Origin of the sequence: Streptomyces sp. NPDC048018 (assembly GCF_043202995.1) — a bacterium.
GTDB lineage: Bacteria > Actinomycetota > Actinomycetes > Streptomycetales > Streptomycetaceae > Streptomyces.
In genome coordinates this window covers 107,640-123,325 of sequence record NZ_JBIDBK010000012.1, presented here as the reverse complement: position 1 = coordinate 123,325, position 15,686 = coordinate 107,640, and the positions used below count along the sequence as shown (strand labels likewise).

The following is a 15,686-nucleotide window of genomic DNA, read 5'->3' as shown; positions in this document are numbered from 1 at the left end:
CGCCGCGGTCGCGGGCGAGGCGCCGGGGACGCCCCCGCCCGTGAACTCGGCATCACCACGGGCCCGTTGACCGAGGCGCGGCACCTCGTGCGACGCGGTCGTCCACTTCCCGGTCGTCCCGGCGGCGCGACTGCCGCGCCGACGACTGGCCGTCCCTCCGCACGGGAAGAAAGTCGGGTGACGCCCGGGCGGCGGCGCGCCTTCGACGCGGAGGGACGGGGCCATGACGGTGACGAGTGTCGAGCCGTACGACGAGGTGGCGTTCGACAAGGACGGCGACGGGCCGGCCGGCCAGGCGGGCGCGCTGGCGGCCCTGGCCCGGCGGGGCTGCACGGACCTGCTGCTCTTCACGCACGGCTGGAACAACTCGCCGTCGGTCGCGACCGGCCTCTTCGACCGCTTCTTCCGGCCCTTCCCCGGGGTGACCGACCCGGGCGTGCGCCTGGGCTACGCGGGCCTGGTGTGGCCCTCGATGATGTTCTCCGACGAGCCGGTCCCCGACTTCCCCGCCCTGGCCGCGGTCCTGCCGGAGCGGACGGCCGCGATAGGACGGCTCGCGGAGCTGGTCGCGGAGGAGCCGCCGGAGGAGGCCGCGTTCGCCGAGTTCGCCGCACTGCTGCGGGAGCTGACGGACCTCGACCGGGAAGGCCTGGTGTCCACCGGGGCGCCGGGCTTCCTGGTCGGTGATCCGCGGGCGGTGTACGGGATGTTCGCCGACGCGCCGCAGGCCACGGCGGGCGGGCGGGACACCTCCGACGCGCCGGCGGGGGAACCCCTCTTCGGCGTCGACCGGGCGAAGCACCTGTGGAAGGGTGCGCGGGAGGCGCTGCGCCAGGCCACGTACTACACGATGAAGCGCCGGGCCGGTGTGGTCGGCGAGCGCGGCCTGGGCCCCCTGCTGGGTGAACTGGGCGCTGTGGCGCCGGGGTTGCGCGTCCATCTCGTCGGGCACAGCTTCGGCGGCCGGCTCGTCGCCCACGCCCTGCGCGGTCTGCCCGCCGGGGCGCGCAACGTGAAGTCGGTGACGCTCCTCCAGGGCGCCTTCTCCCACTACGCCTTCGCCGCCCGCCTGCCGCACGCACAGGACCGGGGCGGCTCCCTGCGGGACCTCCAGTCGCGCGTCGACGGGCCTCTGGTGGCCTGCCACTCGCACCACGACACGGCGCTGCGCGTCTTCTACCCGCTGGCCTCGCGCCTGTCCCGCGACGACCGGTCGGTCCTCGGCGAGGAGGACCGCCGCTGGTGGGCGATCGGCTTCGACGGCATCCAGGCCGTCCCGGGCACCACCACCCGCACCCTGGCCGCGGCCCTGCGCGACGGCCTCCCGGCCACGGGATGCGTCAGCGTGGACGCGGCCCCGGTGGTGTCCGAACACAGCGACATATGCCACGAGGAGCTGGCCCGCGTGGTGGCACGGGCGGGCCGCTTCGGGAGGTGAGACCGCCCGCCTCAACGGCAGGCGTGCGCCACCAGCCGCTCCATCAGCGCCACGGGCAGCGCCGGATTCGCCCCGGCGGCTTCCGCGACCGCCGGATCGGCGTCACCGAGCAGCCCCTCCAGGAGCCGCAGCGGGTCGGCAGCGGCCGTCCGCCGTCGGCGAGCAGGGCGGCGAGCAGCGCGGGCGGCGCACTCGTGTGGGCGGCGACGTTCTCCCGTACGGCGGTACTGGGGTGGCGGGCGAGCTCGGCGAGCAGGGCGGGCGGGAGCCGGGGGTTCGCGGCGGCGCTCGCGACGACCGCCGGATCCGGGTCGCGGGCGAGGGCGGCCATGACGTCGGCCGGCGCCTCCGGCTCGTGGGCGACCTCGCCCCGCACCTCCGGATCGGGATCGAGGGCGGCCTCCCACCAGACGGCCGGCCGGGCGACGCCGCCGATGACGGCGTCGAGCGGAAGCGCCGCGGGGGCGTCCGCGAGGTCGGCGGCGGCCACCCGACCGCTCCGTACGAGGTACCGGGTGACCTCGTCGTCACCGGCGTCCAGCAGGCTTGTGACCTGGGCGGGCGTCAGATCCGCACGGGCCGCGAGCCGGTGCGGCAGTTCCTCGTCCCGGTCCGCGACGAGGCGTTCGAACAGGGACGGCGGCAGGGCCGGATTCTCCGCGAGTCCCCGCTTCGCCTCCCGCACCGCGCCTCCCCCGGACCCGTCTGATGGCTGCCATCGCCAATTCGATGGAACAGGACGGCGTGCTCGTTCGTCCATCTCATATCGCCGGTGCTAGCGACGGAGGTGGCAGACGATGGCCGGGTTCCGGAGTCTTGCGAGACAGGTCCGAGATCCTGGGAGCGACACGGCGCTGCGGCGCTACTCGCTGCGCAAGTGCCTGGAGCGGTTCGCTCCGTACGGGCACAGGGCGACCTGGGACCATCTGTGCCGGAGGCACGGTTTCGGGCCCGAGGACCGGGAAGCCGACCCGAGACGGCTCGTGGCGGCGCTCGACGAGCTGGAGGCGGCGCGGGCCGTGTGGCTCACGTACGAGAGCGAGTTCGCCGAGCGGCGGCGGCGCGAGAAACACGGGGGTCTGCGCCGGCCGGGCGCGCTCGACGAGTGGCACCGCAGGATATGGGGCGGCAACGGGGTGGCCCGGTGCGACGACCCCGCCCACCATCCGTCGGCGCCGCTGCCGGAGGTCGTGGGCCGGCTCGTGGACGCGCTGCGGCGCGGCCCGGGCGAGCGGTGCCCGGTGTGCTCGGGGCCGCACATCGAATGGCGGGCCGGACTGCGGAACGAGCCGTGGTACGGGCCGGTGTGCGCGGACTGCGGGGTGCTGATACCCCGGGCCGTGCTGACGCCCCGGGCGCTCGCCCGGACGCGCGGTGAGGACGCACCGCGGCTGGCGTCGGTGGCCTGATGCTCCAGGTGTGTCTCAACGGGAGCCGTGGGCCCGGCGGTACGGCGTCGGTGCCGATGTCCCCGGTCGCGATGGCCGAGGCGGCCGCGGCGGCGGTGGCCGCGGGCGCGGACGAGGTGCACGTCCACCCCCGGACCCGCTGTGGCGGCGACACGCTCTCGCCGCGGGTGCTCGCCGACACGCTCGCCGCGCTCCGTGCCGCGGTGACGGTGCCCGTCGGTGTGACCACCGGCGCGTCGGCGGAGCCCGACCCGGTCCGCCGGCTCGCCCGGGTGCGCTCCTGGACGGTGCCGCCGGACCGCGCCACGGTCGCCTGGCACGAACCGGGTGCCGAGGCCCTCGCGGGGGCCCTGATCGACCGGGGTGTCGCCGTCGACGCGGTCCTGCGCCAGGGCACCGACGGCCCGGCCCGTTTCCTGCGCTCGTCCCTGGCACCGCGGGTGCCGCGCGTCCTCGCCGAGGCCGCGTCGGAGGAGGCGGCCCTCGCCCTCCTCGCGACCCTCGCCCGCTCGCCGCACACCCGCCCGGTCCTGCTGTACGGCCGCGACGCCGCGGCCTGGCCGCTCTTCCGGCTCGCCCGCCGGCTCGGCCTCGGCGCACGCACCGGCCTGGAGGACACGACCGTGCTCCCGGACGGGACCCCGGCGGGCTCGAACGCTCAGCTGGTGTCGGCCGCCGTGAAGGGCACGCCCTCCGCGACCATCTCGGCGTAGGCGACCCACCGCGCCTCGGGCGGCAGCGCGAGCAGCGGGACTCTCCGGTCGAGGTGGGCGGCGTGCCGGACGAGCCAGGTCTGGAGCTCTTCCGTCGGATCGGGAGCCCACCAGGAGAGCGATGACGCGTCGTCACGGAGCAGGTCCTCGTTCCACTGCCCCACCCACGTGGCCAGATGCCGTTCCGCCGCGCCTCCGGCGTCTCGGCCCGCCCAGTGGTCGAGCAGGGGCGTGACGGACCGGCGCATGTCGTGGCAGAGCTCGAAGACCGCCTGCACGCCGGGGACGGGGCCGGGCACGGCCAGCGTCTCCGCCCACCAGACGGAGAGGAAGGCGTCGATCGCCTCGGCCTGCTCGCGCGGCCACTCCTGCCAGGCGGTGCGGCCGAGGCCGGTCGGCGCGAATCCCGCCCCGGTGAATTCCCCGCTCGCCGCGTACGCGAGGAACTGCGGCAACAGGCGTCGCACCACGGCCGGATGATCCTCGAAGTGGTCGGGGACCTTGTGGAAGAACCTGATCAGCAGGTCGTCGTCGAGACGCGTCCCGGGCGCCGCGAGGAGTGCCAGTTCCCCGGCCCCGAAGCAGTGGAGGCAGCCCCGGGAGCTCGCGGTCATTCCCCGGAAGACCTGTTCGACGCGGCGCAGGGCGGCGGCGAGGGGCGGGGACAGGGGAGCGCGCTTGTCGGTCACGGAGGCGTTCCTGACGGGACTCCGCGCGGGGCGTCGCCCGGCGAAGAGATCGACGCTATCAGCCGGCAATTCGTTCGCCCAGGGGAATTCGGGGTCGGCAGAGTAGGCGGCGATGACCACACACGGGAAACCCCTGGAACGACCGGAGTTCTGACATGTCGACGCTGCGCGTCACCGCCGAGACCCTGACCGTCCACGCCCATCCGAACGCCGACGCGCTGGAACTCGCGCAGGTCGGCCTGTTCCGGGCCGTCGTCGCCAAGGGCCTCTACCGGACGGGGGACATCGCGCTCTACATCCCGGAGCAGGCGGTGCTGCCGACGGCGCTCGTCGACGAGCTGGGGCTCACCGGGCGGCTCGCCGGGAAGGCGAGCGACCGGGTCAAGGCGGTGCGGCTGCGCGGGGAGTTGTCGCAGGGGCTGGTGTGCCTGCCGAAGGCGCTCGACGGAGTGGATCTCGCGCGGGCGGCGAAGGACGGGACGGACTTCGCGGAGCTGCTCGGGATCACGAAGTGGGCGCCGCCGATCCCGCCGGCCATGAGCGGGGACGTGGAGGCGGCGCCGGAGCTGCTGCCGTGGGTGGAGGTCGAGAACCTGCACCGTTTCCCGGACGTCTTCGAGCCGGGCGAGCCGGTGGTCCTCACGGAGAAGCTGCACGGCACGGCCTGCCTCGTGACGCATCTCGCCGCGGAGGGCCGGACCCTGGTGTCCTCCAAGGGCTTCGGCGCCAAGGGGCTCGCGCTGAAGGAGGACCCGCGCAATCTCTACTGGCGGGCCGTCCACGGCCACGGCGTGCCCGCCGTCGCGGCCCGGCTCGCCGAGCGGCTGGGGGCGACCCGGGTCGGCCTGTTCGGCGAGGTCTACGGGGCGGGCGTGCAGGATCTGGCGTACGGGGCGAACGCCCGCGCCGAGGACGGAATCGGGTTCGCGGTGTTCGACGTGTCCGCCGAGATCGACGGGCAGGTCCGCTGGCTGGACCCGGCCGAGGTGCTCGCGCCGGGCGAGCTGCCGCTCGTACCGCGCCTGCACACCGGACCGTACGACCTGGACACCGTCCTGGCGCTGGCGAGCGGCCGGGAGACGGTGTCCGGACGTGAGCTGCATCTGCGCGAGGGCGTCGTGGTGCGTGCGGTGACCGAGCGCTACAGCCCGGTCGTCGGCGGGCGCGCGATGGCGAAGGCGGTCAGCCCGGCCTATCTGACCCGCAAGGGCGGCACCGAGTACGAGTGACGCCCGTGCCCTGAACCGGACGGGGGCCCACCCACGGGGGTGGTGGGCCCCCGTTCCGCTGCCCCGGCCCTGCCCGCACGCTCCCGCACGCAGCGCGGCGGCCCGCCGCCCCCTCAGTCCTGCTTGCCCTCGGGCAGCAGGCGCGAGCCGGTCAGGCGCTCGCCGAAGACGTCGTCGGGGTTGGAGAGGACGCAGTTCTCCAGCGACAGGCAGCCGCAGCCGATGCAGTCGCTCAGGTGGTCGCGCAGCCGGCCGAGCTGCTCGATCCGCTCGTCGAGTTCCGTCCGCCAGGTCGCCGAGAGCCGGGCCCAGTCCTCGTGCGTGGGCGTGCGCTCCTCGGGCAGCTGCGCGAGGGCGGCGCGGACGGTGGCGAGGGGGATGCCGACCCGCTGGGCGGCGCGGATGAAGGCGACCCGGCGCAGGATGTCGCGGCCGTAGCGGCGCTGGTTGCCGCTGGTGCGCCGGCTGCTGATCAGGCCCTTCGACTCGTAGAAGTGGAGGGCCGAGACGGCCGCCCCGCTGCGCGCGGAGAGCTGGCCGACGGTGAGCTCGTGGATCTTCTCGGGAATCTGCGGCACCCGGTCGACCCTACGTCAGGACCGTACGGTTCCGTTGACAAGGCGAGCCCTTCCCACACATCCTGAGCAAGCGCTTAGACATCACCTGTGAGACTGCCGAGAGACGGGACGAGGAACATGGCCGAGCCGAGGATCTTCACCTCCGCCGAGGAGCTGCGCGCCGGGGTCGGTGAGCAGCTGGGACACAGCGAGTGGCTGGAGATCGAGCAGAAGCGGATCGACCAGTTCGCCGAGGCCACGGGGGATCACCAGTGGATTCACGTCGACCCGGAGCGCGCCGCGACCGGCCCGTTCGGGAAGACCATCGCGCACGGCTACCTCACGCTGTCGCTGCTGCCGACCTTCGTCCCGCAGATCCTGCGCGTCGAGGGCATGAAGATGGGCATCAACTACGGCACCAACAAGGTCCGCTTCCCCGCCCCCGTGCCGGTCGGCTCGCGGCTGCGCGCCACCGCCGTCCTGACCGAGGTGACGGAGGCCGGCGGCGGGGTGCAGGTCACCGCGACGGTGACCGTGGAGTGCGAGGGCGGCGACAAGCCGGTGTGCGTCGCCGAGTCGGTCTCCCGGTACTACTTCTGAACGCCCGCCATCCGCAGGACGAGGTCGGCGTACAGCGCGCCGACCTCGTCGGGCGTCCGGCGGCCCTGGGTGTTGAACCAGCGCGAGACGTCGATGCAGAGGGACAGCACCGCGACCGTCGTGCCGGCCACATCGGGGACGTCGAACTCCCCTGACTCCACGCCCTCTTCGATGATCCGCCGCACGGTGGCGTCGGACTCGCGGCGCAGCGCCACGATCTCGTCACGGTGCTCGGGACCGAGGGCGTCGAGTTCGTACTGCACGACCCGGGCGGTGGTGTGCCGCTCGGCGTGCCAGCGGACGAAGGACCGTACGGCGTCGGCGAGCCGCTCGGCGGCCGTACCGTCGCCGTCGGCGGCCGCCCGCAGGATCTCCAGCGCCTTGTCGTGGCCGATCCGGCTGATCCGGTGGAGCAGCTCTTCCTTGGTCTTGTAGTGGATGTAGAGCGCGGCCGGGCTCATGCCGGCCCGTCCCGCGATGTCCCGGGTCGTGGTGGCGTGGTAGCCGCGCTCGGCGAACGCCTCGACCGCCGCGACCAGCAGGCGCCGGGCGGCCTCGGGCGTGACCTCGCCCCACGGCATCTCCTCGCCGCCGGGGGTCTCCTCCGCCGCGCTCATCGCACTCTCCTTCTCGGCCGTCCCAGGACGAACACCATACAACGAAGCTGAGCAAGCGCTTAGGGTCTCGCGGCGGCACGGATTCCGGTACCGGGCTTCCGCCGTCGGGGCTCGGGTGCCGGCCCTCCGGTGCCGGACCCCCGGCGCGGGGCCCGCGGCGCCGCTTCCGGCGCGGGCCCCGGGTGGGGAGCCGCCGGCGCCGGGCGCCGGTGGGTCCGGGCGTCCGGGGTCCGGGCGTCCGGGGTCAGTGGTTCTGGAACGGGTCGTGCTCGGCGAGCAGCTTCTCCAGGCGGGCCTGGTCGACCCGGCTGACGATCTGCCCCGCCTCCTGCCGGTCGCGGACGACCTTGGAGAGGGTGAAGGCGGACGTGGTGAGGTAGAGGACGGAGATGGCGAGGAAGGCGCGCACCCAGGCGCTCGCGTCCAGCTTGTACACGCCGATGCCGACGGCGAGGAGCGCGAGGCCGAAGGAGATGACGGCCTGCGCGTAGTAGGCGGCTGTGTTCTGCTGCTTGACCGGTGTGTCGCTCATGACGGACAGCATCGGGCGGCGCCGGCAGCGGCCGCATCCGCCCGGGTACTCAGGGGCGTGCGGCGGGTACTCAGAAGGCCGAGACGCCCGTCAGCGCCCGCCCGATGATGAGCTTCTGGATCTGGCTGGTGCCCTCGTAGAGGGTCATCACCCGGGCGTCCCGGAGCAGCTTGCCGACCGGGTACTCGTCGATGTAGCCGTAGCCGCCGAAGACCTGGAGGGCGTTGTTCGCCGAGCGGACGGCGGCCTCGGAGGCGTACAGCTTGGCCTTCGACGCGGCCGTGGCGAACTCCTCACCGCGGTCGATCAGGTCGGCGACCCGCCAGGTCAGCAGCCGGGCCGCGTCCACGTCGACGGCGATGTCGCTGATGAGCTCCTGGACCAGCTGATAGGAGGCGATCGGTTTGCCGAACTGCTCGCGCTCCCCCGCGTAGCGCACCGCCGCGTCGAGGGCGGCCTGGGCGATGCCGACGCAGCCGGCCGCGACCGACATGCGCCCCTTGGCCAGGGCGGACATGGCGAGGGAGAAGCCCTTGCCCTCCGGGCCGAGCATCGCGCTCGCCGGGACGCGGACGTCCTGGAGGACGAGTTCGGCGGTGGCCTGGCCGCGCAGACCGAGCTTGCCGTGGATGGCGCGACGGCTGAGGCCGGGGGTGTCGGTGGGGACGAGGAAGGCGGAGACGCCCCTGTGGCCAGGGGTGTCGTTGGTGCGGGCGAACAGCAGCACCACGTCGGCCCAGGTGCCGTTGGTGATGAACATCTTGCTGCCGTCGATCACGTACGCGTCGCCGTCCCGGACCGCGCGGGTGGACAGGTTCCCGGCGTCGGAGCCGGTCCCCGGCTCGGTGAGGCCGAAGCAGCCGAGGGCGTCGCCGGAGGCGAGCCGGGGCAGCCAGGTCCGCTTCTGCTCCTCGTCCCCCCAGGAGGCGATGGTCTTGGCGACCAGGCCGAGCGAGACGGAGACGATGCCGCGGACCGAGGAGTCACCGCGGCCCAGCTCCTCGGTGACGAGGCAGTAGGAGAGGTGGTCGCCGCCGGAGCCGCCGTACTCCTCGGGGATCGTCAGGCCGAGGAAGCCGACGGCGCCGAGCTTCTTCACGATCGCGCGGTCGACGTCCTCGGCGCGGTCCCACTCGACGACATGCGGGGCGACCTCGCGGGCGACGAAGTCCTCGGCGAGCTCCCGTACGGCCTGCTGCTCCTCGCTGAGCTCCAGATTCACCGCGCCACCTCGTCCCGGTCCCATTTAATTACCACTGCTAGTTTTTCTGGCCACGCCTACTATGTGCGCCATGGCCCGACCGCGCAAGCCCCTCCTCAGCCGAGACCGCATCGTCGAGACGGCGGGCGCGCTCGTGGACGCCGAGGGGCTCGACGCCCTGTCGACCCGGCGGCTCGCGGCCGAACTGGGCGTGAGCGGCCCCTCCCTCTACAACCACTTCCGCACCAAGGACGAGATCCTGGACGCCGTGGCGGACGCGGTCAGCGCGAAGGTCGACCTGTCGATGTTCACGCCGGACGACCCCCGGGACTGGCGCACGGCGCTGCACGACTGGGCGGTCTCCTACCGCGCCGCGCTCGCCGACCACCCGAACGTCGTTCCCGTTCTCGCCCAGGGCCCGGGCCGCCGCCCGGCGGGCCTCAAGGTCGCCGACGCGGTCTTCGGCGCGATGGTCCGCGCGGGCTGGCCACCGGCCCAGGCCACGTACATCGGCGCGCTGATGCGGTACTTCGTCACCGGGTCCGCGCTCGGCTCCTTCGCCCGCGGCTTCGTCGACGACGAGACGGCGTACGACCCCGCCGACTACCCGCACCTCGGCCAGGCCCACCTGCTCGCCGAGCACCGCGAGAAGGTCGACGAGGGCGCCTTCACGACCGGCCTGCGGGCCCTGCTCGACGGCCTGGCGACGCAGTACGCGGCGTGCGGGACGCGGCCGGACGCGTAGGACGGGCGGGACGGGGCGGGACCGGACGCCCGGCCGGGTGCCCGGACGCCCGGCGACGCCCCCGGGTAACGGAACCCGGGGCGCGGAGAGCGGCCGGGTACGTAACCCGGGGCCGCGGAGAACGGCCGGGTGCGGAACCCGGGGCGTCGGAGAGCGGCCGGGCACGCCACCGGCGGAGCGGCCGGAGCCGCGGAAAGCTTCGGCCTGCGCCGAAGGGTCGCTGCGGCATCCTGGGGGAATGGCCCCCAAAGACCTCGCCTCCCTCGCCGCCCTCTTCGCCGACGAGACCCGCGCCGCCTTCCTGCTCGCCCTGCTCGACGGGCGGGCCTGGGCGGCGGGCGAGCTGGCCCGGCACGCGCGGGTGGCGCCCTCGACCGCCAGCGAACACCTCGGGAAGCTCGTCGCGGGCGGGGTGCTCGCCGAGGAGCGGCAGGGCCGGCACCGTTACGTGCGCCTCGCCGATCCCGGCGTGGCCCACCTCGTCGAGGACCTCGCCGCGCGCTCCGGGCCGGCCGTGCCGGAGACGCCGCGCACCCTGCGGGCCGCGAGCGCCGGGCACGCCATGGCGCGCGGCCGGACCTGCTACGACCACCTCGCCGGGCGGCTCGGGATCGCCATCACGGAGGCGATGACCGTACGCGGACTGCTGCGCCAGGACACCGGCTTCGCACTCACCGACGGCGGCCTGGCCTGGTTCGAGGAGCAGGGCATCCCCCTCGTGGCCACGGGGCGGCGGCCCGTCGCTCGCGGCTGCCTGGACTGGACCGAGCGCAGGCCGCACCTCGCCGGGCTGGCCGGCGCGGCCCTGTGCCGGCACGCGATGGACGCCGGGTGGTGCGTACGGATCGGGTCCGAACGCGCCGTGAAGGTGACCGCGGACGGCGAGCGGGCCCTGCACACCACCCTCGGCGTCGAGCCGGCGGCGCTGCGATGAGCCGCCCCGCGCGCGATATTGCGGTGCCCGCCGAACGGTCCGCGCCCTACGGTCGTCCCATGCCGAACCGAACCTCCCGTCTCGCCCTCGCCGCCGCGGGCGTCACCGTCGTCCTGTGGGCCTCCGCCTTCGTCTCCATCCGCAGCGCGGGCGCCGCCTACTCGCCCGGCGCCCTGGCCCTCGGCCGGCTCCTCGCCGGCTCCCTCGTCCTCGGGATCGTCCTGCTGGTACGGCGTGAGGGCCTGCCGCCGCGCGCCGCCTGGAAGGGCATCGTCGTGTCCGGACTCCTCTGGTTCGGCGTCTACATGGTGGTGCTCAACTGGGGCGAGCAGGAGGTCGACGCGGGCACGGCCGCGATGGTCGTGAACATCGGACCGATCATGATCGCCCTGCTGGGGGCGAAGGTGCTCGGCGAGAACCTGCCGCCCCGGCTGCTCGCCGGCATGGGCGTCTCCTTCGCCGGCGCGGTGGCCGTCGGGCTCTCGATGTCGAGCGGTTCCGGCGAGAGCCACGCCTCCGTCCTCGGCGTCGTGCTCTGCCTCGTCGCGGCGATGGCGTACGCGGGCGGGGTCGTCGCGCAGAAGCCCGCGCTCGCGCACGGCAGCGCACTGCAGGTGACCACCTTCGGCTGTCTGGTCGGCGCGGTGGCCTGCCTTCCCTTCGCCGGGCAACTCGTCCACGAGGCGGCCGAGGCCCCGCTGTCGGCGACCCTCAACATGCTCTATCTCGGCGTCTTCCCGACCGCCCTCGCCTTCACCACCTGGGCCTACGCCCTGGCCCGTACGACGGCGGGGCGGATGGGCGCGACGACCTACGCCGTGCCCGCGCTGGTCGTCCTGATGGCCTGGGTGCTGCTCGGTGAGCTCCCTGCGCTGCTCACGCTCGGCGGCGGTGCGCTGTGCCTGGCGGGCGTGGCGGTGTCGCGCTCCCGGCCGGGGCGCACCGTGGCCGTCTCGGCCGGGTCCGCGGGGGCCGACGGGTCCGCCGGGACGGCCCAGGCCGCCCAGGCGACTCAGGCCGGTCAGGCCGGTTCGAGGGAGTCGGCCTGACGTCCGGCGGGGCGGCGGACCGCCCGGCGTCTCGCTAGAAGACGACGAGCGCGCGGCCGCCCTTCCCCGCCAGCATGTTGTCGAAGGCGCCCGGGATGCCCTCCAGGGTGATGCGCTCGGTGACCAGGGTGCTCAGGTCGAGGCGGCCTGCGCGGATGTGCCCGGCGAGGACCGGGAGGTCCTTCGCCGGGTCGGAGTTGCCGTAGACGCATCCGGACAGCGTGCGGCCCCAGTGGAAGATCTCCAGGGCGTGGAAGGTGACCTGCTGCTCCTTGCCGCCGATGCCGACGACCGTGGTCCGGCCGCCGCGCCGGGTGGCGTCCCAGGCGGCGCGGATGGTGGCGGCGCGGCCCACGCACTCGACGGAGACGTCGACGCCGTGGCCGCCCGTCAGCTTCCGGATGTCCTTGGCGGTGGTCTCGGAGGCGACGACGTACTCGGTGGCACCCGCGGCCCGCGCCAGGGCCTCCTTCTCGGGCGACACGTCGACGGCGACGATCGTCGACGCCCCGGCGATCCGGGCGGCCTGCAGGGTCGCGAGACCGACCCCGCCGACCCCGAAGACCGCGACGGTCTCGCCCTCGCGCACCCGGGCGGAGTGGTGCACGGCGCCCCAGCCGGTCAGGACCGCGCAGCCGAGGAGGGCGGCGTCGGTGAGGGGGACGCCGTCGGGGACGGGCAGTACGCAGTTCGCCGCGACGACGGTCTCCTCGGCGAAGGCGGCGACGTTGAGCCCGGGGTGGAGCTCGGTGCCGCCCTCGGTGCGGGCGTACACGTTCGCGGAGCCGGCCAGCGCGTTCACGCAGAGCCAGACCTCGCCGAGCGTGCAGGGGTGACAGCTGCCGCAGGAGGGCGCCCAGTTGAGGACGACGCCGTCGCCGGGTGCGACATGGGTGACGCCCTCGCCGACGGAGACGACCGTGCCGGCGCCCTCGTGGCCGAGGACCGCGGGCACGGGGACCCGCATGGTGCCGTTGGACAGCGACAGGTCGGAGTGGCAGACGCCGGCGGCGGCGAGCCGGATCCGCACCTGGCCGGGGCCGGGCTCGGGCAGTTCGATGCCGGTGATCTCCAGGGGAGAGCCGACGGCGGGCAGGACGGCGGCGCGGATCACGCTCGTGTCTCCTCGGTTGCTCAGCACTGCGGGGACTCGGGACGGCGGGGCCGGGGACGGCAGAAGTCGTTACGGTGACGGCTCGGGACGGCGTGAGCCGTACCGCCGACGGCTCAGAACTGCAGGGACTTGGTCTGGAGGTACTCGGCCAGGCCGTGCGCTCCGAGCTCGCGGCCCACGCCGGACTGCTTCCAGCCGCCGAACGGGGCCAGCGGGTTGAAGCGGCCACCGTTGATGTCGACCTGGCCGGTCTCCATGCGGCGGGCGAAGGCGACGGCTTCCTCCGGCTCGCCCCAGACGGCGCCGGCGAGCCCGTACACGGTGCCGTTGGCGATGGCGAGGGCATCGGCCTCGTCCTCGTAGCGGATGATCGAGACGACCGGGCCGAAGATCTCCTCCTGGGCGATGGTCATCTCCGGGGTGACGTCGGCGAAGACGGTGGGGGCGACGTAGTAGCCCCTCTCGCGCGGGGCCTCGGGGCCACCCGCGACGATGCGGGCGCCCTCGGCGACGCCCTGCTCGATGTAGCCGCGCACCCGGTCCCGCTGCTTGGCGTTGACGAGCGGTCCGACGCGCTCGCCGGGGACGTACTTGGCGACCGCCGCGGCCGCGAGCTCGACCGCCTCCTCGTACCGGTCGGCGGGGACCAGCATCCGCGTCCAGGCGCTGCACGTCTGGCCCGAGTTGGACATGACGTTGGCGACGCCGACGGCCACGGCCTTGCCGAGGTCGGCGCTCGGCAGGATCACGTTGGCGGACTTGCCGCCCAGCTCCAGGGCGACCCGCTTGACGGCCCCGCCGGCGAGAGCGCCGATCTTCCTGCCCACGGCGGTGGAACCGGTGAAGGAGACGAGGTCGACGTCGGGGTGCTCGGCCAGCGCCTGTCCGGCGACCGCGCCGAAGCCGGTGACGAGGTTGAAGACACCGGCCGGGACACCCGCCGCGTGGACGGCCTCGGCGAAGAGCTGGGCGGTGAGCGGAGTGTCCTCGGCGGGCTTCAGGACGATCGTGCAGCCGGCGGCGAGGGCCGGGGCGACCTTCGCGACGATCTGGTGCAGCGGGTAGTTCCAGGGGGTGATCGCGGCGACGACGCCGACCGGCTCGGAGTAGACGGTCGAGTTGCCGACCTTCTCCTCGAAGGGGTGGGTCGCGGCGAGTTCCGCGTAGGATCCGGCCACGGCGATCGGCAGGCCGGTGTGCACGGCGGCGGCGAGCTGCGGCGGGGCGCCGAGTTCGGTCGTCACGGTGGCGGCGATCTCCTCGGCCCGGGCGGCGAGCGCGTCGCGCAGCGCGCCGAGCCGGGCGGCCCGCTCGGCGGGCGGGGTCGCGGCCCAGCCGGGGAACGCGGCGCGGGCGGCGCGCACGGCGGCGTCGACGTCCTCGGCGTTGCCGGCGGGCACGTGGGCGACGACCTCTTCGGTGGCCGGATCCAGCACGGCGACGGTCTCCGTGGAGGCCGCGGCGCGCCACTCCCCGCCGATGTACATCGCGTCGTGGGCCATCATCCGCTGTCTCTCCTCGCTGGTCGGGGCGGTGGTGCGGCCGCGCCTGCGCCCGTCCGGAGGCGGGCGCGCGGGCGCGTACGCGGTGGCCGGGGCCGGGCGCGGTGACGCGTACGGCCGGTGGCCGGGTCCTACGGCCGGCCGGGGCCGGGTCTGGCGGTGGCCGGGGCCGGTCCGGCAGCGGCCGGGTCCCGCAACCGGTCCCGGTGGCGCAGGGGCCGGCCCGGGCTGATCGCGGAGCTCCCAAACTAGCGCTGTTAGTTTTCCGGCGCCAGGCCCCTCTCTCCGGCACGCCCCGATCGTCGCCTCCAGCGCCCCACCCTGTCCACGGGCCACCCGGCCGGAGGACGTTTCCGGGCATGCCGACACGACGGCCCCGACGCGCCGACACGACGGCCCGATCACACCCCGGGACGGAGCCGACGCGCGGCGCACCGACACGACCGCCCCGTCCGGGCCCGGCCAGGGACCGAACTCGGGCATGCCACCAGCACCCGCCGCGGCCCGGACGGCTGTCGACGGGTTGACGCGCCGGCATGACCGCGCCCGGTATCGGCTGGGGCAGGGACCGACAGCGGGCGTGCCACCACCCGACAGTGCCCGAGACCGGGACCGGCGAGCGGCGCGCGGGCACGACCGGCTGCCCACCCCGGCCCGGGAGGCGGCCGCCCGCAGGCATGCCGACACGGCCGCCCCCGACGCGCCCACACGACGGCCCGATCACACCCCGGGACGGAGCCGACGCGCGGCGCACCGACACCACCGCCCCGCCCCGCCCAGGCCGGGACAAGGACCGGCCCCCCGACGTGCCACCACCACCCGCCACGGCCCGCACCGGACCCGGCCCCGGCCCTCGGCTTGCCGGCGCCGCCGCCCCGGCACGAAGGGCAGTGGGTGGGCCCGCCGTCGTTCTCGCCCGGCGTGGCGAACCGGTGGCGGTCGTGGCTGATCTTGCCGCCGAGGAGGATCCCCGGTTGGTCGGCGAGGCGGTTGGGGCGACGGCGAGGGCACCGCGCCAGGAGCGACGGGAACGGCGCGGGCGGGAGCGGCGCGGGCGCTCTGCGGGAGACCGTGTGGCGGGGGCTCGTCGCCTCGGTCGGGGTGCGACGGTGCGCCGGCGCTTCGCCGAGGCCCCGGACGGCTGGCCGGCGGACCGGCCGGCCGCGGAGCGGGCAGGTGCGGAGCATCCCGAACCGCCCGCCCCGCTGCCGTCCTGGGGGCGGGGGCGCCCGGAGCCGGGGCGCGGCCCCGAGGAGGAGCGGGACCGGCTGTTCCGGGCGACGGCGGGGCTGCTCGGCGCACCTGCGGCGGAGCGGCCCGTGACGGTGGCGCCGGACGACTTCCCGCGGTGGACGCG

General features: G+C 74.9%; 16 protein-coding genes. 8 read left to right on the top strand and 8 right to left on the bottom strand.

The window, feature by feature from the left end:
• Positions 1-223: 223 nt before the first annotated feature.
• A complete protein-coding gene (locus tag ACGF1Z_RS32560; protein ID WP_393009679.1) occupies positions 224-1,438 on the top strand; it encodes a serine-threonine protein kinase in 1,215 nt (404 codons plus the stop codon).
• Between the two features lie 43 nt (positions 1,439-1,481).
• On the opposite strand, the gene ACGF1Z_RS32555 is transcribed toward ACGF1Z_RS32560, so the two are convergent.
• Positions 1,482-2,123, bottom strand: a complete 642-nt coding sequence (locus ACGF1Z_RS32555) for a hypothetical protein (protein ID WP_393009678.1) — start codon at positions 2,121-2,123, stop codon at positions 1,482-1,484.
• A gap of 112 nt (positions 2,124-2,235) precedes the next feature.
• Between ACGF1Z_RS32555 and ACGF1Z_RS32550 the strand changes: the two genes are divergently transcribed.
• Entirely contained in the window at positions 2,236-2,847 is a 612-nt protein-coding gene (locus tag ACGF1Z_RS32550) for a hypothetical protein (RefSeq protein ID WP_393009676.1), read from the top strand.
• The gene (locus ACGF1Z_RS32545; RefSeq protein ID WP_393009674.1) at positions 2,847-3,560 is read left to right on the top strand and encodes a 3-keto-5-aminohexanoate cleavage protein; all 714 of its coding nucleotides are present in this window, start codon (positions 2,847-2,849) and stop codon (positions 3,558-3,560) included. Before ACGF1Z_RS32550 ends, ACGF1Z_RS32545 begins: the two co-directional genes overlap by 1 nt.
• On the opposite strand, the gene ACGF1Z_RS32540 is transcribed toward ACGF1Z_RS32545, so the two are convergent.
• Positions 3,506-4,249: a hypothetical protein gene (locus tag ACGF1Z_RS32540; RefSeq protein WP_393009673.1), complete on the bottom strand. Its 744-nt coding sequence runs from the start codon at positions 4,247-4,249 to the stop codon at positions 3,506-3,508. The genes ACGF1Z_RS32545 and ACGF1Z_RS32540 overlap by 55 nt on opposite strands.
• Before the next feature lie 155 nt (positions 4,250-4,404).
• On the opposite strand from ACGF1Z_RS32540, the gene ACGF1Z_RS32535 reads away from it, so the two are divergent.
• Positions 4,405-5,478, top strand: a complete 1,074-nt coding sequence (locus tag ACGF1Z_RS32535) for an RNA ligase (ATP) (RefSeq protein WP_393009671.1) — start codon at positions 4,405-4,407, stop codon at positions 5,476-5,478.
• A gap of 113 nt (positions 5,479-5,591) precedes the next feature.
• Here the strand turns inward: ACGF1Z_RS32535 and soxR are convergent, their stop codons facing one another.
• Complete coding sequence (gene soxR, locus ACGF1Z_RS32530) at positions 5,592-6,056, bottom strand: redox-sensitive transcriptional activator SoxR (RefSeq protein WP_393009669.1); 465 nt, start codon at positions 6,054-6,056, stop codon at positions 5,592-5,594.
• A gap of 117 nt (positions 6,057-6,173) precedes the next feature.
• On the opposite strand from soxR, the gene ACGF1Z_RS32525 reads away from it, so the two are divergent.
• The gene (locus tag ACGF1Z_RS32525; RefSeq protein WP_393009785.1) at positions 6,174-6,635 is read left to right on the top strand and encodes a MaoC family dehydratase; all 462 of its coding nucleotides are present in this window, start codon (positions 6,174-6,176) and stop codon (positions 6,633-6,635) included.
• Here the strand turns inward: ACGF1Z_RS32525 and ACGF1Z_RS32520 are convergent.
• The 3 genes from ACGF1Z_RS32520 to ACGF1Z_RS32510 all read right to left on the bottom strand — a co-directional run bounded on the left by ACGF1Z_RS32520 (position 6,626) and on the right by ACGF1Z_RS32510 (position 9,030).
• Positions 6,626-7,252 carry a TetR/AcrR family transcriptional regulator gene (locus ACGF1Z_RS32520; RefSeq protein WP_393009667.1) on the bottom strand — a complete coding sequence of 209 codons (627 nt, stop codon included), beginning with the start codon at positions 7,250-7,252 and terminating at the stop codon, positions 6,626-6,628. The two genes, ACGF1Z_RS32525 and ACGF1Z_RS32520, sit on opposite strands and share 10 nt — an antisense overlap.
• A 244-nt stretch (positions 7,253-7,496) precedes the next feature.
• Positions 7,497-7,784, bottom strand: a complete 288-nt coding sequence (locus ACGF1Z_RS32515) for a YiaA/YiaB family inner membrane protein (protein WP_393009665.1) — start codon at positions 7,782-7,784, stop codon at positions 7,497-7,499.
• Between the two features lie 70 nt (positions 7,785-7,854).
• Positions 7,855-9,030 (bottom strand): acyl-CoA dehydrogenase family protein, encoded by a 1,176-nt coding sequence (locus ACGF1Z_RS32510; RefSeq protein ID WP_393009663.1) that lies wholly within the window; start codon positions 9,028-9,030, stop codon positions 7,855-7,857.
• A 37-nt stretch (positions 9,031-9,067) separates the two neighbouring features.
• Here ACGF1Z_RS32510 and ACGF1Z_RS32505 point away from each other — a divergent pair, with 37 nt between their 5' ends.
• From ACGF1Z_RS32505 to ACGF1Z_RS32495, 3 genes are all read left to right on the top strand, one after another.
• On the top strand, positions 9,068-9,730 hold the full coding sequence (locus ACGF1Z_RS32505; RefSeq protein ID WP_393009661.1) for a TetR/AcrR family transcriptional regulator: 663 nt from the start codon (positions 9,068-9,070) through the stop codon (positions 9,728-9,730).
• Positions 9,731-9,968: 238 nt separating this feature from the next.
• Entirely contained in the window at positions 9,969-10,664 is a 696-nt protein-coding gene (locus ACGF1Z_RS32500; protein WP_393009659.1) for an ArsR/SmtB family transcription factor, read from the top strand.
• Between the two features lie 59 nt (positions 10,665-10,723).
• Complete coding sequence (locus ACGF1Z_RS32495) at positions 10,724-11,713, top strand: DMT family transporter (protein ID WP_393009657.1); 990 nt, start codon at positions 10,724-10,726, stop codon at positions 11,711-11,713.
• Between the two features lie 34 nt (positions 11,714-11,747).
• Here the strand turns inward: ACGF1Z_RS32495 and ACGF1Z_RS32490 are convergent, their stop codons facing one another.
• Both ACGF1Z_RS32490 and ACGF1Z_RS32485 read right to left on the bottom strand, forming a co-directional pair.
• Positions 11,748-12,827: a Zn-dependent alcohol dehydrogenase gene (locus tag ACGF1Z_RS32490; protein ID WP_393009655.1), complete on the bottom strand. Its 1,080-nt coding sequence runs from the start codon at positions 12,825-12,827 to the stop codon at positions 11,748-11,750.
• A 113-nt stretch (positions 12,828-12,940) separates the two neighbouring features.
• Positions 12,941-14,332, bottom strand: coding sequence for an aldehyde dehydrogenase family protein (locus tag ACGF1Z_RS32485; protein WP_393009653.1), 1,392 nt, complete (start codon positions 14,330-14,332; stop codon positions 12,941-12,943).
• Positions 14,333-15,686: the final 1,354 nt, after the last annotated feature.

What these genes read in the sequence shown, in the direction of transcription:
- ACGF1Z_RS32545 (WP_393009674.1), top strand. Translation starts at nt 2,847, where the DNA reads ATGCTCCAGGTGTGTCTCAACGGGAGCCGTGGGCCCGGCGGTACGGCG.
- ACGF1Z_RS32500 (WP_393009659.1), top strand. Translation starts at nt 9,969, where the DNA reads ATGGCCCCCAAAGACCTCGCCTCCCTCGCCGCCCTCTTCGCCGACGAG.
- ACGF1Z_RS32515 (WP_393009665.1), bottom strand. Translation starts at nt 7,784, where the DNA reads ATGAGCGACACACCGGTCAAGCAGCAGAACACAGCCGCCTACTACGCG.
- ACGF1Z_RS32505 (WP_393009661.1), top strand. Translation starts at nt 9,068, where the DNA reads ATGTGCGCCATGGCCCGACCGCGCAAGCCCCTCCTCAGCCGAGACCGC.
- ACGF1Z_RS32550 (WP_393009676.1), top strand. Translation starts at nt 2,236, where the DNA reads ATGGCCGGGTTCCGGAGTCTTGCGAGACAGGTCCGAGATCCTGGGAGC.
- ACGF1Z_RS32495 (WP_393009657.1), top strand. Translation starts at nt 10,724, where the DNA reads ATGCCGAACCGAACCTCCCGTCTCGCCCTCGCCGCCGCGGGCGTCACC.
- ACGF1Z_RS32485 (WP_393009653.1), bottom strand. Translation starts at nt 14,332, where the DNA reads ATGATGGCCCACGACGCGATGTACATCGGCGGGGAGTGGCGCGCCGCG.
- ACGF1Z_RS32535 (WP_393009671.1), top strand. Translation starts at nt 4,405, where the DNA reads ATGTCGACGCTGCGCGTCACCGCCGAGACCCTGACCGTCCACGCCCAT.
- ACGF1Z_RS32510 (WP_393009663.1), bottom strand. Translation starts at nt 9,030, where the DNA reads ATGGGACCGGGACGAGGTGGCGCGGTGAATCTGGAGCTCAGCGAGGAG.
- ACGF1Z_RS32560 (WP_393009679.1), top strand. Translation starts at nt 224, where the DNA reads ATGACGGTGACGAGTGTCGAGCCGTACGACGAGGTGGCGTTCGACAAG.
- ACGF1Z_RS32525 (WP_393009785.1), top strand. Translation starts at nt 6,174, where the DNA reads ATGGCCGAGCCGAGGATCTTCACCTCCGCCGAGGAGCTGCGCGCCGGG.
- ACGF1Z_RS32520 (WP_393009667.1), bottom strand. Translation starts at nt 7,252, where the DNA reads ATGAGCGCGGCGGAGGAGACCCCCGGCGGCGAGGAGATGCCGTGGGGC.